The sequence below is a fragment of the Comamonas sp. FG99 genome (genome assembly GCF_057808605.1).
Genome location: NZ_JBMDII010000001.1, coordinates 17,654 through 32,461, shown reverse-complemented (window position 1 = coordinate 32,461; position 14,808 = coordinate 17,654). Strand labels below are relative to the sequence as shown.

At 65.3% G+C, this 14,808-nt stretch carries 13 protein-coding genes; 5 read left to right on the top strand and 8 right to left on the bottom strand.

Translation table 11 applies throughout. The features are described 5' to 3' along the window. Positions 1-73: 73 nt before the first annotated feature. The 6 genes from ACODRX_RS00145 to ACODRX_RS00120 form a co-directional block, all read right to left on the bottom strand. Positions 74-1,162 carry a zinc-binding metallopeptidase family protein gene (locus ACODRX_RS00145; RefSeq protein WP_488868801.1) on the bottom strand — a complete coding sequence of 363 codons (1,089 nt, stop codon included), beginning with the start codon at positions 1,160-1,162 and terminating at the stop codon, positions 74-76. Between the two features lie 71 nt (positions 1,163-1,233). Then, complete coding sequence (locus ACODRX_RS00140) at positions 1,234-1,557, bottom strand: BON domain-containing protein (protein ID WP_488868799.1); 324 nt, start codon at positions 1,555-1,557, stop codon at positions 1,234-1,236. A gap of 94 nt (positions 1,558-1,651) precedes the next feature. Then, entirely contained in the window at positions 1,652-2,032 is a 381-nt protein-coding gene (locus tag ACODRX_RS00135; RefSeq protein ID WP_488868797.1) for a hypothetical protein, read from the bottom strand. 89 nt (positions 2,033-2,121) lie between these two features. Beyond that, a complete protein-coding gene (locus ACODRX_RS00130; RefSeq protein ID WP_488868795.1) occupies positions 2,122-2,283 on the bottom strand; it encodes a DUF1328 domain-containing protein in 162 nt (53 codons plus the stop codon). Between the two features lie 160 nt (positions 2,284-2,443). Continuing rightward, positions 2,444-4,003, bottom strand: coding sequence for a lysine--tRNA ligase (gene lysS, locus ACODRX_RS00125; protein WP_488868793.1), 1,560 nt, complete (start codon positions 4,001-4,003; stop codon positions 2,444-2,446). A gap of 226 nt (positions 4,004-4,229) precedes the next feature. Then, complete coding sequence (locus tag ACODRX_RS00120; RefSeq protein WP_488868791.1) at positions 4,230-4,859, bottom strand: LON peptidase substrate-binding domain-containing protein; 630 nt, start codon at positions 4,857-4,859, stop codon at positions 4,230-4,232. Between the two features lie 66 nt (positions 4,860-4,925). On the opposite strand from ACODRX_RS00120, the gene ACODRX_RS00115 reads away from it, so the two are divergent. The 3 genes from ACODRX_RS00115 to ACODRX_RS00105 all read left to right on the top strand — a co-directional run bounded on the left by ACODRX_RS00115 (position 4,926) and on the right by ACODRX_RS00105 (position 9,540). Further along, entirely contained in the window at positions 4,926-5,474 is a 549-nt protein-coding gene (locus ACODRX_RS00115; RefSeq protein ID WP_488868789.1) for a YggT family protein, read from the top strand. Positions 5,475-5,600: 126 nt separating this feature from the next. Continuing rightward, on the top strand, positions 5,601-6,833 hold the full coding sequence (locus ACODRX_RS00110; protein ID WP_488868787.1) for an ABC transporter substrate-binding protein: 1,233 nt from the start codon (positions 5,601-5,603) through the stop codon (positions 6,831-6,833). Between the two features lie 31 nt (positions 6,834-6,864). Continuing rightward, positions 6,865-9,540: a winged helix-turn-helix domain-containing protein gene (locus ACODRX_RS00105; RefSeq protein ID WP_488868785.1), complete on the top strand. Its 2,676-nt coding sequence runs from the start codon at positions 6,865-6,867 to the stop codon at positions 9,538-9,540. Positions 9,541-9,585: 45 nt separating this feature from the next. Here the strand turns inward: ACODRX_RS00105 and ACODRX_RS00100 are convergent, their stop codons facing one another. Together ACODRX_RS00100 and ACODRX_RS00095 are read right to left on the bottom strand one after the other, a co-directional pair. Then, positions 9,586-10,731, bottom strand: coding sequence for an acyl-CoA dehydrogenase family protein (locus ACODRX_RS00100; RefSeq protein ID WP_488868783.1), 1,146 nt, complete (start codon positions 10,729-10,731; stop codon positions 9,586-9,588). Continuing rightward, a complete protein-coding gene (locus tag ACODRX_RS00095) occupies positions 10,728-11,849 on the bottom strand; it encodes a CaiB/BaiF CoA transferase family protein (RefSeq protein WP_488868781.1) in 1,122 nt (373 codons plus the stop codon). Before ACODRX_RS00095 ends, ACODRX_RS00100 begins: the two co-directional genes overlap by 4 nt. A gap of 162 nt (positions 11,850-12,011) precedes the next feature. Here ACODRX_RS00095 and ACODRX_RS00090 point away from each other — a divergent pair, with 162 nt between their 5' ends. Further along, complete coding sequence (locus ACODRX_RS00090) at positions 12,012-13,592, top strand: long-chain-fatty-acid--CoA ligase (RefSeq protein WP_488869249.1); 1,581 nt, start codon at positions 12,012-12,014, stop codon at positions 13,590-13,592. A gap of 8 nt (positions 13,593-13,600) precedes the next feature. Next, positions 13,601-14,806 carry an acetyl-CoA C-acetyltransferase gene (locus ACODRX_RS00085; RefSeq protein WP_488868779.1) on the top strand — a complete coding sequence of 402 codons (1,206 nt, stop codon included), beginning with the start codon at positions 13,601-13,603 and terminating at the stop codon, positions 14,804-14,806. Positions 14,807-14,808 lie beyond the last annotated feature (2 nt).

Sequence of the window (14,808 nt, the reverse complement as noted above, 5' to 3'; positions counted from 1 at the left end):
GGAGTATCTCCTGGCGATATGCCGGGGAAAGAGCAACTTCCATGCCTGCACCGCGATGGTGCGGCGCGCAGGCTCAGGCGGGTTCGGCCTTGCCGCGCCAGCGCTGTGCCAGGCGGTGCACATAGCCCAGCTTCTCTATCGCACCCGACGCCAGCGCGAACGGATAGGCGTCCAGCTGGCCCAGGCTGCGGTTGAGGCTGTTGAGCATCAGCGTCAGCGGCACCCATTGCTGGATCAAGGCCTCGAAGCCGGGCGCGTCGGGCGCGAACGGGTCCAGCACCTGCACCGGATTGGAGCCCGACGGCCCGGCGATGGCCAGCTGCACCTGGTAGCTGGCGGCGGTCTCCAGCAGATCCATCATGTGCAGGTAGTGGGCCCAGGTTTCGGCCCAGTCCTCCCAGGGATGGGCGCAGGCGTAGGCGCTGACGTGGGAGGCGCTCCAGCGCGCGAAATCCGGCGGCGACTGGTAGTGCTGCTGCAGCGCCTGCTGGTAGTCCTGCTGCTCGTCGCCGAACAGCGCGCGAAACGACTCCAGCTCGCCGCCGTCGCGCACCATGCGGTCCCAGTAGAAGTGGCCGGATTCGTGCCGCAGGTGGCCCAGCAGTGTGCGGTAGGGCTCGTGCAGCTCGACGCGGCGGCGCGCGCGCTCGTCGTCGTCGGCCTCGGCGGTGTTGAGCGTGATGATGCCGTTGGCATGCCCGGTGAGCACCGGCGGCTCGCCCGCAACATCGGCCAGGAACTGGTAGCTGGGCCACCATTCGGGGGCTTGCGGCGGCACGCCCAGCTTGGCCAGCGTGTAGAAGAGCTGGCGCTTGGCGGCCTCGATCTTCTGCCAGCGCAGCAGGTTGCCGGGCACGGACAGGTCGGGCTGTATCTGCGTCTGCCGGCACGAGACGCACAGCTCGTGCGGGTCGTCCTCGCGCACCACGAAGTTGCAGGCCTGGTGGTTCACCCGGTTGGCGCACATGCGGTAGCGCGGCTGGCCTTCGCCGAGCGGCTGCCACAGGGCGGTCAGCGGCTCGGCCGCATTCGGCTCCAGCGGCGCCACGGCCTGCACCGCGCCGGCTTCGGGAACAAAGGCCAGCACCGCACCGCAATGCAGGCATTGCACGTTCTCGAAGAAGGCCACATGGCCGCACTGGCCGCAGTGGAAGATTTGCATGGCGTGGGGATGGTTGACAGTAGAGAAAAAAACAGGCCCCGAAGGGCCCGTTTTACTGCAGCTGCCGTGGCTTACTGCTTGACGATCAGGCTGTTGCGCACTTCGGTCACGCCCTTGACGGAGCGTGCCAGTTCGCCAGCGCGATCCTTTTCGGCCTGCGACTTGGCAAAGCCGGACAGCTGCACGATGCCGCCGTCGATGGTCTTGACGTTGATGTTGGCGGCCGAGGTGGTGGCGTCATTGGCCAGCTTGGCCTTGACCGCGGTGGTCACTGCGGAGCCGTCGATGTACTCGCCCACGGTCTCCTGCTTGCGGGCAACCGAGCAACCGGTGGCGATCACCAGGGTGGCGCCGGTCATGGCTGCGATGGCGAGGGTACGGGTAATTTTCTTCATGGTCTTATGTCCTCCGAAAAAATGATGCATGGCAACGATGGTGAGTATCGATCAGCGGCTGCATCCACGCATAACCGACAACGGTAAAAAATCTTCAATCGCGGCTGCGGGTGGCCATGATGACCAGCGTGGCCAGCGCCGCGCCTGCGGCCATCGCCATCGCCAACGACTTGCCGGGCTGCTCGTTGACGTAGGTCGTGGTGGCCTCCTGCGCACGGTGGAAGTGCTTGCGGGCACGGTGCGAGGTGTCGGCCGCGTAATTGATGCCGCGGTTGGCCAGGTCCTGGGCCCGGGCGGCCAGATCGTCGATCCTGACACGTTCGCTCATGTCGTCCAGCTTGTGTTCGGCCTTCCTGTAGGCGGAGCGGGCTGCGCCGCGTGCGGTGTCCACCGCGTCTTCGACATGGTCGAGTACGTCCTCGGCTGCGTTGTGCACTTTTTCCACAGCATCCTTGGCGGTTTTTTCTACGCTCATAACTATGACCTCTTTCTACGTATCACTACATGGCGTGCATTGGCGTAGGCGGCATGGACACCGGCAAATGCCAACTGGCGTCGGGCTTGCTACTTTTTGACAAGACCGAAAAGGAACGATATCACGGCCAGCACTATAAACACAAAGAACAGGATTTTGGCAATGCCAACGGCTCCTGCCGCGATGCCGCCGAAGCCGAACAGCGCGGCGACCAGTGCAATGACCAGAAAAACGACTGCGTAGTGAAGCATGACAGTTTCCTCAAGGGTTGGGCTTTCGGCCGCGCTGGTGGGCCGCGGCCGCCGTGAGTCAAAGTATGCGTGCAGCGCTATCGAGGATGTGCCAGCTATTGATGGATGCCCATGTAGGACAGGGCCGGCCCGCTGGCGGGCGCAGGCCATGCAAGAGAGCTCACTGCTCGCGGCGCAGCGCCGGGAACAGGATCACGTCGCGGATGCTGGCGCTGTCGGTCAGCAGCATCATCAGCCGGTCGATGCCGATGCCGCAGCCGCCGGTGGGGGGCATGCCGTATTCCAGCGCGCGCACGAAGTCGTGGTCGAAGAACATGGCCTCGTCGTCGCCGCTGTCCTTGGCGGCCACCTGGGCGTTGAAGCGCGCGGCCTGGTCCTCGGCGTCGTTGAGCTCGGAAAAACCGTTGCCGAACTCGCGCCCGGTGATGTACAGCTCGAAGCGCTCGGTGACCTCGGGGCGCTCGTCGTTGGCGCGCGCCAGCGGCGAGATCTCGGTCGGGTGCTCCATGATGAAGGTGGGGTTCCAGAGCTTTTCCTCGACCACTTCCTCGAAGTACAGCACCTGCAGGCCGGCCAGCGTGCGGCTCGCCAGGCGATCCTTTTCCTCGCTCAGGCCCAGCTTGCGCAGGGCGTTGGTCAGCCATTCGCGGTCGGCCACCTGGTCGCCGGCCTCGGTGTACTTTGCGATGGCCTCGGGGATGCTCAGGCGCTCGAAGGGCTTGGCCAGGTCCACCGGCTTGCCGCCGTAGCTCAGCTGCAGCGTGCCCACGGCCTTTTGCGCCGCGTCGCGGATCAGTGCCTCGGTGTAGTCCATCAGGTCGCGGTAGTTCCAGTAGGCCGCGTAGAACTCCATCATCGTGAACTCGGGGTTGTGGCGCACCGAGATGCCTTCGTTGCGGAAGTTGCGGTTGATCTCGAACACGCGCTCGAAGCCGCCGACCACCAGGCGCTTGAGGTACAGCTCGGGCGCGATGCGCAGGTACATCTCCTGGTCGAGCGCGTTGTGGTGGGTGACGAAGGGCTTGGCGTTGGCGCCGCCGGGAATGGGGTGCAGCATCGGCGTCTCGACTTCGAGAAAGCCGTTGTCCACCATGAATTCGCGGATGCCGGACACCGCCTTGCTGCGCGCCATGAAGCGGCGGCGCGCCTGCTCGTCCATCATCAGGTCCACATAGCGCTGGCGCACCTTCTGCTCCAGGTCGGCCATGCCGTGGAACTTGTCGGGCATGGGGCGCAGGCTCTTGGTGAGCATGCGCAGCCGCGTCACCTTGACCGACAGCTCGCCGGTCTTGGTCTTCATCAGCGTGCCCTCGGCGCCGATGATGTCGCCCAGGTCCCACTTCTTGAAGTCGGCATAGGCCTCTTCGCCGACCGCGTCGCGCGTCACGTAGAGCTGGATGCGGCCGCCGGTGGGGCCCATCGAGGCGTCCTGCACCGTGGCGAAGCTGGCCTTGCCCATCACCCGCTTGAGCATCATGCGGCCGGCCACGCTGACGGCGACCGGCTCGGCGTCCAGGGCCTCGGCCGAGGCCTCGGCATGGGCCTGCTGCAGCGCAGCCGCGCGGTGCCTGGGCTTGAAGTCGTTGGGGAAGGCCACGCCCAAGCCCTTGGCCTGGGCCTCGCGCAGACCCTTGAGCTTTTCGCGGCGCTCGGCGATCAGCTGGTTTTCGTCTTGGGGCGCAGCCGTCGGGGCTGCTGCGGTGTTCTGGTTGTCGGACATGGATGGCGCAGCCCGCGGGCTGGTGTGCGTAGGAAACAGGCAAACAGGCCCAGGAGCAGTTATGCGCCGCATTGGGCCAAAACCCATGATTCTAGTTTTTTTACGAGGCACAGCATATTGCGCTGGCAATGCAAAAACAGGAGCTGCTGGCGATTGGTATGCCTTGATTTCAAATAGAAAAGTATTTGAAATTGCCTACAGGTAAGCGATGATAGCTATGTTTTTTTCAAGGAACCAAGCCCGAGCGCGCCAGCAGGTCGCCCACCAGTTCCAGGCGCAACAGCGGGTTGTCCAGCGCCATCAGGCGTTGCCTGAATTCGAGCGGCGCGGGCAGCAGCTCGCACCAGCGGTTGGCGACCCAGCCGCAGTCGGCGGGCATGTCACCGGGCAGGTCGCCAGGCAGGTCGGCTCCGCGCTCGCGCAGCGCCGCCTGCATCCGCGCCAGCGCGGCGGCCAGCGGCGCCAGGTCGGGCGGCAGCGCAACCGGTGCGTCGTCTGGCAGCGGCTGCGCATCGGCGATCCACAGCCCATGCGGCAAAAGGCTGCGCCGCAGGATGCGAAAGCGCTGCGTGCCGTGGCAGCGCAGCGTGAGCAGGCCGGGCTGGGGCGTCTGCAGCTGGTCGATGGTGGCCAGCGTGCCGATATCGTGGAAGCGCTCCTCGGGCGCGCCGGCGCGGCGCACCTCGTGCCCCTCGGTGAGCGCCACCACGCCGAACGGCGTGCCGGCCTGCCGGCACTTGCGCACCATGTCCAGGTAGCGCACCTCGAACACCCGCAGCGGCAGCAGGCCGCCCGGAAACAGCACCGTGCCCAGCGGGAACAGCGGCAGCGATGTCAGGGTCGGTGGCTGGGGCATGGAGGGGTATGGAAGGGTATTCGTGCGGCCCCGCTATCATCGCACGGACGCTTCGCCATTCATCTCATGCTGTTCCAGATCATCTCCCTGCTGCTTGACGTGGCTGCCGGCCTGCTGACCGGCGCCTGCCTGCTGCGCCTGTACATGCAATTGCAGCGCGTGCCCTTCGACAACCCGGTGGGCCGCTTCGTGTTCGCGCTCAGCGACTGGCTGGTGCTGCCGCTGCGCAAGATCGTGCCCGCGGCCGGCCGCTGGGATCTTTCGTGCGTGGTGGGCGCGCTGCTGCTGCAGCTGGCGCAATACCTGCTGCTGTGGCTGCTGCTGGGCGCGGGCGCCGGCCTGGCCAAGCTGCCGTGGCTGGCCATCTTTGGCCTGGCGCGGGTGGCGGTGTCGGGCCTGACCGGCCTGGTGATCGTCTATGCGGTGCTGTCGTGGGTGCAGACGCGCTCGCCCATCGCCGAGGTGCTGGCCCGCCTGGCCAATCCGCTGCTGCGCCCGCTGCGCCGCGTGCTGCCGCTGGTGGGCGGCGTGGACCTGTCGCCGCTGGCGGTGCTGGTGCTGCTGCAGGTGGCGATGATCGTGCTGGGGACGCTGCAGGCGCGCGTGATGGGATGAGCGGGCGTAAGAGGCTTCAGGGTTAACGAGAGGGCTGGTTCGCGCCAGATCGTCGCAACGGACGATACCGTGCAGCTGGGCGGCTGAACACAATCGTGGGCATTCCAACCCTTGTTGCAGGAGACAATGCACATGCCCCACCAAGCACTTCAGCCCTTGCGCGCCTTGAGCGCTGCCCTCGCGTTGGCTGCAGCCTCCTACACCGCCGCGGCGCAGGGCATTTCCGACGGTGAGGTGCGCATTGGCGTGCTGACCGATCTATCGGGTGTGTATTCGGACGCCAGCGGGCGCGGCTCGGTGCTGGCCGCTCAGATGGCCATCGATGATTTCGTGGCGCAGTACAAGCCCAGTTTCAAGGTCAAGCTGCTCTCGGCGGACATGCAGCTCAAGCCGGACATTGGGGCTTCGATTGCGCGCACCTGGTTTGACCGGGAGGGCGTGGACATGGTGACCGACATCCCTTCCTCGGCCGTGACGCTGGCCGTGATGAATCTGGCCGTGGAGAAGAACAAGGTGGTGATTCCGGTCGGTCCTGCATCGCTGCGCATCACCAATGACGACTGCAATGCCACGACGATGCACTGGGCCTACGATGAATACTCGCAAGGGCAGGGCACGGCGCGCGCGATCACCGAGTCGGGAAAAAAGAGCTGGTTCTTCATCGAGGCTGACTATGCCGGCGGGCGGGCGCTGCGAGCCGGCTTTGAGGAGGCCATCAAGGCCGCCGGCGGTACGGTCGTGGGTGGCGCGAAGCATGCGCTGGGCGCAGGCGACTTTTCGTCGCAAATTATCCAGGCGCAGTCTTCCAAGGCCGAGGTGATCGGTATGGCCAACGCAGCGGGCGATTCGGCGAACCTGCTCAAGCAAGCGGCAGAGTTCGGCGTAACACCCAAGCAGGTGATTGCAGCGTCGCTGACCCATATCACCGACGTACATGCACTGGGCCTGAAGACGGCCAAAGGCCTGTTCCTGACGGATGGCTTCTACTGGGACCGCAACGATGCCAGCCGCGCCTGGTCGCAGCGCTTTTTCGAGCAGCGCAAGAAGATGCCGACGATGGTGCAAGTGGGTACGTATTCTGCTGTGCTGCACTACTTGAAGGGCGTGCAGGCCGCGGGCACGGACGAGGCCAAGGCCACCGTGATGGCAATGAAAAAGCAGCCCGTGAACGATGTATTTGCCGAAAACGGCCGCGTGCGCGAGGATGGACGCATGGTGCATGACATGTACCTGTTTGAGGTGAAGGCGCCCGAGGAGTCGAAGAAGCCCTGGGACTATTACAAGCTCAAGGCGGTGATTCCGGCGGACAAGGCTTTCCGGCCGATCGAGCAGAGCACTTGCAAACTGGTGAAGAAATAAAGGCTGAAACCGGGATAAATTCGCCAGTGTCATGACACCGGCCCATATTCCCCACCTCTCCACCAAGCTCACGCCCGCGGCTTCCGTTCCTTATCAGCTGGAGCGCCGTCCTGCAGGGCTGGAGGTTCCCTCTGTCGCGCGCGTGGTGCTGGTGCGCGCACCAGCCGGCTTCGGCAAGAGCACGGTCATGATGCAGTGCCACCGCGCGATGGAGGCCAGGAACCAGTCGGTGGCCTGGCTCACCTTGGATGCGCTGGACAACGACCTCCCGCGCTTTATGCACTACCTGGGTGAAATGATGGTGCAAGCGGGCATTGCCAGCGTGCCGCCGCTTGGTCCCGTGGAGGCGGTGGACGCGATTGCCGCGCACCAGAGCTCCTTCACCTTCTTCATGGACGAGCTGGACGCCTTGCGTGATGCGGGCGTACTTGGCCTGCTGCGTGAGCTAATTGAGCGCTTGCCGCGTGGCGGCCTGCTGGTGCTGGGCGGGCGTGGCTGGCCGGATCTGGGGTTGGGGCGTTTGCGCGTGCGTGGGCAACTCGTCGAAGTCGGTCCTGCGCAATTGCGCTTCAGCCTGGAGGAGACGCGTGAATTCCTGCGCAACCGCTGCGCGCCCATGCAGGAGCCGCTGCCCGAGCATGCGCTGATCACCTTGCACAACCGCTGCGAGGGCTGGGCCACGGGGCTTTGGCTGGCCTCGCTCGCATTGCAGCACCGTCGTGACATGGTGGCGTTGGCCGAGAATTTTTCCGGCTCCGACCAAGCGCTGGCCGAGTACCTGGCCGAGGACGTGCTGGCGCACGAACTGGCCGAGGTGCGCGAGTTCCTGCTGCGCACCAGTGTGCTCAAGCAGCTCACCGTCTCGGTCTGCGCCGCGCTCTGCCCGCAGACCGACTGCGCGGCCATGCTGGATCATTTGGCGATGCGCGGAGTATTCATCAGCCGTATCGGCGAGGCACCGCCTACCTGGCGCTACCACAGCCTGTTCGCCTCGTTTTTGCACGCGCGGCTGATGCAGCAGCCGGGGGCGCAGATACATGAGTTGCATGCCGCTGCTTCACGCGCCTACGAGGCCGAGGGTCGTCCCGTGCCTGCGATTGACCACGCCGTCCTCGCGCAGGATCATGCGCGCGCCATCGCGTTGTTGGCAGAGCATGCGGAATCCTTCGTAGAACAGGGACGGTTGCGCTTGCTCGACCGCTGGTTTCAGGCCATCAGCCCCGCCGCGCTGCAGGGCCACAAGCGTCTGACGCACCTCTCGCTGTGGGCCGCCTGCTTCACGCGCGGCCCCTTCGAGACACTGGCGCAGATGGGCTGCGGCGACGCCTACCCTGCCCAGGACCAGGGGAAGGGGGAGCAGCACCTCGCTCTGCGGGCCATGCTGCTGGCGTTGCAGGATCGCTATGCCGATGCCTACGCAGTGGGCCAGCAGGCGCTGGCGGCGTTGCCATCAGAGCTGCCGTTCGCCGATAGCGCCTTGTTGAACCTGATGGCCAATATCTCCTCGGTACTTGGTCGTACCGGCGAATCTCGCCGGTTGTTGGGCATGGCGCGATCGCGCTTCGGCAGCAGCCCGTTCAACCGCATGTATGCCGAATCGCTGGAGGGTATGCTTGACCTGTTCGAAGGCAGCATGCGCCAGGCCACGGCACGTTTTCGCATTGCGGTCGAATCCAACCACCAGACCAGCTACAGCCAGAGCCATGGCAATGCATGGGCGGGCGTGCTCTATGCCTATGCGATGTATGAGGCTAACCGACTGGAGAAGGCTGACCACCTGCTCAACATTTATCTACCGATGGCACGTGATGTGAGCTTGCCCGACCACATGATCCTGGGCCACGCGCTGCGCACGCGGCTGGCTTTTGCGGCTGGCGATGTCGATAGCGCACTGCACACCCTTACAGAACTGGAACACCTGGGGCACCTGCGACATCTGCCGCGAGTGGTGGCCGCCGCGCACGTGGAGCGCGCGCGCATCTTCATGCAGCAGTGCAACAGCCGTGCTGCGCAGGACGAGCTGCGCCGCGTTGGTGCTATTGCGCCGATATCCGAGCACTGTGACAGTGGCGCGATAGGCAGCTATCGCCTGCTGGCGCAGGATCTGGAGTACCCTGAGCTCGCACAGCTGCGTTGGAATGCCTGCTTCGGCGACGCGCTCGCGGCAGCCGGCAATGCCGCCGCCCAGGCCACAGCCGCCGAGCGGGAGGGCCGGTACCGCCGCGCACTCAAGCTGCGATTGATCCACGCGCTGGCCGAGCATCGCGCCGGGAGACCTGCCATGGCGCTGCTGGAGCCGCTGCTGCAGACCGCGTGCCGCGAAGGCTTCGTGCGCCTGGTGCTGGACGAGACGCCGTGGATCACGCCGCTGCTGGGCGCCTACTTCATTGCCGCACAGGGCAGCGGCAAGGACGGTGATCCGATCTATGCGGAGTATCTAGGTCAGCTTCAGGCGTCGGCCCTCATCTCGCTGGATGCCGGCTCTGCGCCGGACACGCTCTCTCCGCCCGCCGAACCGCTCACGCGCAAGGAGCTGCATGTGCTGCAATTGCTGGCTGAAGGCTACTCCAACAGCGCCATTGCCGAGAAGATGGTCGTTGCCGACACGACGGTGCGCACCCATCTGCGTCACATCAATACCAAGCTGGGCGCGAGCAGCCGCACGCAGGCGGTAGCGCTAGCGCGGCGGCTGCGACTGATTCCATGAATGTGAGAGCAGTGCGCCCCTTGTGTGCCGGCAGCTGTCAATTCGTCAGAGCGCTCGTGCGATCACTTCCTTCATGATCTCGCTCGTTCCGCCATAGATGCGCTGTATGCGCGCATCCAGGTACATGCGGCCGATCAGGTATTCGTTCATATAGCCATAGCCGCCGCACAGCTGCACGCAATTGTCCACCGCGCGGCCCAGCGCCTCCGAAGTCCAGAGCTTGGCCATCGCGGCGGTGCTTGCATCCAGACCACCTGCCAGGTATTGCTCCACGCAGCGGTCGATGAAGGCCCTTCCCACCTGGAGCTGCGTTGCAATGCCCGCAAGCTGAAAGCGCGTGTTCTGGAACGCTGCGATCGGCTGGCCAAATGCCTGGCGCTCGCGCACATACTGCAGCGTGCTCTCGTAGGCGCCTTCCATCATCGCCAGCGAATGCACGCTGATCAGCAGCCGTTCGTACGACAAATCGGACATGAGCTGGCCAAAACCTCGGCCTTCCGTGCCGCCGAGCAGGTTCGCGGCGGGCACGCGTACGTCGTCGAAGAACAACTCGGCTGTGTCCTGTGCCTTCATGCCGATCTTGTCCAGCAGGCGACCCACACGGTAGCCGTGCAGGCCGTTGGTTTCCACCGCGATGATGGACATGCCCTTGGAGCCCGCGTCGGGGGTGGTGCGCGCCACCAGCAGCACCAGAGCGGCCAGGAATCCATTGCTGATGAAGGTCTTGGTGCCGTTCAGCACGTATTCGTCGCCCTCGCGCACTGCGCGCAGCCGCACGCCTTGCAGGTCGGAGCCCGCGCTGGGCTCGGTCATGGCGATGGCGCCCACCATCTCGCCGCGCGCCATGCGCGGCAACCACCGGGCCTTTTGCTCAGGCGTGCCATGATTGAGCAGGTAGTGGGCCACGATGCTGTGCACTGCCACGTTCATGCCGGTGAGCGAGCGGCGGTACAGCTCTTCGCCGATTACCGCCTCGTGGCGGAAGTCGCCGCCGCCGCCGCCATATTCCTCGGGAATGTCGGAGCACAGCAGCCCCAGCTCGCCCGCCCTGCGCCACAGTGCGTGACCTACGTGGCCTTGATCGCGTGCGTGCGCATCGCTGGGTTGAATCTCGTCATTGATGAAATGCGCAACGGTCTGACGGAATAGAGTGAGATCGCTATCTTCCCAGCTGCGTCTGAAGTCGATCATGACATAGTCTCCTGGGTGTTGTGCTGTGCCCAGCGCGCGAGCAGGGCTTGGGCATCTGTGGGTCGTGGCGCCGGTGGCACGCGTAGCGTGTGGCGGCCGAAGCGCGGCGCAGGCGCGGGCTGCATCATGCCGTTGGCCTCAACATAAGTGCCGCGCGCCGCATTGTGCGGATGTGCGGGGGCCTCATCCCAGTTCAGCACGGGGGCGACGCAGGCATCGCTGCCTTCGAGCAGCGCGCACCATTGCTCCTGCGTGCGGGTGAGGAACAGGTCGGCCAGCTTCACTTTCAGCGAAGGCCACCAGCGCGCGTCCGCCTGGTGGTCGAAGTCGGGATTGTCCGCCAGGCCGCAGCGGCGGCGCAGATCGGCGTAGAACTTCGGCTCGATGGCCCCGACGGCCAGGCACTTGCCGTCGGCGCAAGCGTACACGTCGTAGAAGTGCGCGCCGCCGTCCAGCAGGTTTTCGCCGCGCTCGTTGCTCCACTGGCCGGCGGCCTTGAGGCCATAGAACATGGCCGAGAGCAGGGCGGCACCGTCGGTCATCGCAGCGTCTACCACCTGGCCTTGTCCGGTGCGGCGCGCTTCCCACAGCGCGCTCAGGATGCCCACGGCCAGCAGCATTGCGCCACCGCCGAAGTCGCCCACGTAGTTGAGTGGCACCGTGGGCCGCTGGCCCGCTTGGCCGATGGCGTGCAGCGCCCCGCTGATGGCGATGTAGTTGATGTCATGCCCCGCAGCGTGCGCTAGCGGCCCGCTCTGGCCCCAGCCAGTCATGCGGCCATAGACGAGTGCGGGGTTGAGTGCCAGGCACACGTCGGGGCCCAGGCCGAGGCGTTCCATCACGCCGGGGCGAAAGCCCTCGATGAGCACGTCGGCGTGCGCGATGAAGGCCAGAGCCCGCTCGCGCGCATGCAGCTCGCGTAGGTTCAGCGACAGCACTTGCCGCCCGCGCGCCAGCACGTCGTGCGGCGTGGCTTGCTGGTCCTTGTGGCTGATGCGTAGCACCTCTGCGCCCAGGTCGGCTAGCACCATCGCGCAAAATGGGCCGGGGCCGATACCCTCCATCTCGACGACCTTCAAACCGTGCAGTGGCCCTGGTGTGTGTGCGTGGTGTTCCATGCTGGGCAGTATCGGGAGCCGGAATTCCACCCGCAATCGTCCGATCCGACGAACTATGAAAATCGTCGCTCCCGACGATTGCCGCCTCCCTATGGGCGCCGCATCATCCTCGCACATCTTTCGGAGACAAGCCCTGTGAACAAAGCAGCCCCAACCTATGCCATGGACGCGCCCTTGCTGCTCAAAAACCTGCTGCGCGGCGCGGCGCGCCACCACCGGCGCGGCGAGATCGTCTCGGTCATCAATGGCCGCACCGTGCGTCACACCTATGCCGATTGCGAGCTGCGCGCGCGCAAGCTGGGCCAGGCACTTTTGGCGTTGGGCGTGAAGCAGGGCGATCGCGTGGCCACGCTGGCGTGGAACGACCACCGGCACTATGAACTGTACTTCGGCGTCACCGGTGTGGGCGCGGTCTGCCATACGGTGAACCCGCGCCTGTTTCTGGAGCAGATCGTCTATATCATCAACGACGCGCAGGACGTGGCCCTGTACTACGCGCAGGACTTCGCCGAGCTGGTCGAGAAGATCAAGCCCCAGTGCCCCAGCGTGCGGCACTGGATTCCTATCGACGGTGCACAGCCGCAGGGCTACGAGGCGCTGCTGGCCTCGCAGGACGGCAGCCTGGCCTGGCCCGAGTTCGATGAGCGCGCCAATGCCTTTCTCTGCTACACCTCCGGCACCACGGGCCAGCCCAAGGGCGTGATGTACACGCACCGAGGCACGGTGCTGCACGCCTATGCGGTGGCATTGCCCGACTCACAGAACGTCTCGGCCTGCAGCGTACTCATGCCCGCTGTGCCTATGTTTCATGCGAATGCGTGGGAGTCGCCTTTTTCCGCCACGCTCACGGGCGCTAAACTGGTGCTGCCGGGACCGAGGCTCGACGCGGCGTCACTGCACCAGCTCATTGAGGCTGAGGGCGTCACCATGTCCATTGGCGTGCCCACGGTCTGGTTCAATATGCTGTCGTACCTGCAGCAGCAGGGGCTGGGCTTTGGCACGCTCAAGCGACTGCTGCTGGGCGGCTCTTCCACGCCGCTGTCGCTGATCGAGGCCTATGCCGCCATGGGCGTGCAGGTCACCCAGGGCTGGGGCATGACCGAGACGGCGGCCATGACCTCCACTACCCAGCCGCTGGCGCATCAGCGGGGCGTGCCGCTGGCTGAACTGCAGCGCACCATCTACCAGACGGCGGGCCGCGTGGTGGCGGGCGGCGACCTGCGCACCGTCGATGAGCAAGGCCGCGAGATCCCCTGGGGCAGCGGCCAGCCAGGCGATCTGCAGGTGAAGGCACCATGGGTCATCCGGCGCTATTACGGCGCCAGCGTGGATGCGGTCACGCCCGATGACTGGTTGCCCACGGGCGACGTGGCGCTTATCGACGCGGACGGCTTCATGCGCCTGACCGATCGCAGCAAGGACGTAATCAAGTCAGGCGGCGAATGGATTTCCTCCGTCGAGCTGGAGAACCTGGCGATGGCTGTGCCCGGTGTAGAGCAGGCGGCCTGTATCGCCGCCCAGCACGATCAGTGGGGCGAGCGGCCCCTGCTGGTCGTGCAGCCGCGTGAGGGGGCGACACTGACGCAGGAGCAGGTGCTGAGCGGTCTCGACGGTAAGGTCGCCAAGTGGTGGATGCCCGATGCCGTGGTGTTCATTGAAAAAATTCCGCTCACCGCCACCGGCAAGCTCTCCAAACTGGAGCTGCGCCAGCGCTTCGGCACCCATTTGCTCACCCGCAAGTAGGCCATTCCATGCAAGACGTTTTTATCTACGATCATGTGCGTACGCCACGCGGCAAGGGCCGTTGCGGCGGTGCGCTGCATCCCATCACGCCTGTACAACTGGCTTCGCAGACCTTGCGTGCGCTGCGCGAGCGCAATGGCTTCGACCCGCGCGCCATTGACGATGTGGGCCTGGGCGTGGTCATGCCCATCGGTGAGCAGGGCGCAGACATTACGCGCGTGGCACTGTTGGAGGCCGGCTATGGCGACACGGTCTCGGGCTATCAGCTCAACCGTTTCTGCACCTCGGCGCTCGACACGGTGAAGATGGGCTTTGGCCTGGTCGCCTCGGGCCAGGCGGAAGCAGCCATCGGCGGCGGCGTGGAGTCGATGTCGCGCGTGGCTATGGGCAGTGACGGCGGCGCGGTCTATACCGACCCAGACATTGGAAAGCGCTACCCCTACATCCCCAACGGCGTGGCCGCCGACCTGATGGCCGCGCTGGACGGCATCACTCGCGAGGAGGTCGATGCCTATGCTGTCGAGAGCCAGCGCCGCGCTGCGCAGGCGGTAGAGGCGGGCAGGTTCGATACGTCCCTTGTTCCCGTGCGTGATCGCCTGGGTAACGTGGTGCTGGCGCGAGACGAAGCCCATCGTCCTGGAACCACCCTGGCCGACCTTGGCAGACTTCAGCCCGTATTCGACAAACTCGGCGAAATGGGCTACGACTCGATCGTGCTGCGCCGCTACCCACACTTGGACTGCATTGAGCACATCCACACCGGCGGCAACTCCAGCAGCATCGTCGATGGTGCCTGTGCCGTGTTGCTGGGCTGCGGTGACTTTGGTGAGCGAGGCGGATTGCGTGCACGCGCGCGTATCCGCGCTGCCGCTACCTGCGCCGACGAACCGCTTTTGAGTCTGGGCGGCCCAATGCCCGTGACCGACAAGGCGCTGGCACGGGCGGGTATGAGCATTCGAGACATTGACCTGTTCGAGGTCAACGAAGCCTTCGCCGTCGTGCCCATGCGATACGCGCGTCACTTCGACATCGACCCGCAACGCATCAACCCCAACGGTGGCGCCATCGCGCTGGGCCATCCGCTGGGTGCCACGGGGGCCATGTTGCTAGGAACGCTGCTCGACGAATTGGAGCGCTGCGACCTGAATACCGGCCTGGTCACGCTGTGCGCGGCCGCCGGCCAATCCACTGCTCTCATCATCGAGCGAGTTTGAAA